Raw genomic sequence first — 506 nt, forward strand, 5'->3', positions numbered from 1 at the left:
GTCGCGTAATTTAGTTGCTGACAATTCCATTTGTTGTTTCTCGTGGTCGTTTAAGTCAGCTTCGATGATACCACGGATACCTTCACGGTTGATGATAGCTGGAGCACCAATATAAACATCATTTTGGTTGTATTCGCCATCTAGGTAAACAGATACAGGTAAGATAGCATTTTCGTCATTTAAGATAGCTTTTAAGATGCGGACTAAAGATACACCAATACCGTAGTAAGTTGCGCCTTTTTTCTCGATAATCTTATAAGCCTTGTCACGTACGTGGTAGAACAAGTTCACTAAAGCTTCTTCGTCGATTGCTGAAGTTTGAGACACCCAGTCGTAAATTGATTGGCCACCAATGTTTGCGTGTGACCATACGGGGAACTCGGTGTCACCGTGTTCACCCATGATGTAGGCGTGGACGTTTCGTGCGTCAACATCTAATGTAGTGGCTAATTCTTGACGAAAACGTGCTGAGTCTAATGACGTACCAGAACCGATGACACGGTTAA

At 42.9% G+C, this 506-nt stretch carries 1 pseudogene; it reads right to left on the reverse strand.

The annotated features are described in order from the left end of the window. Positions 1–506: pseudogene (locus tag ACRCJ0_RS19520) on the reverse strand (L-lactate dehydrogenase); the annotation flags it as partial.

Source organism: Aerococcus sp. L_32, from assembly GCF_050689315.1.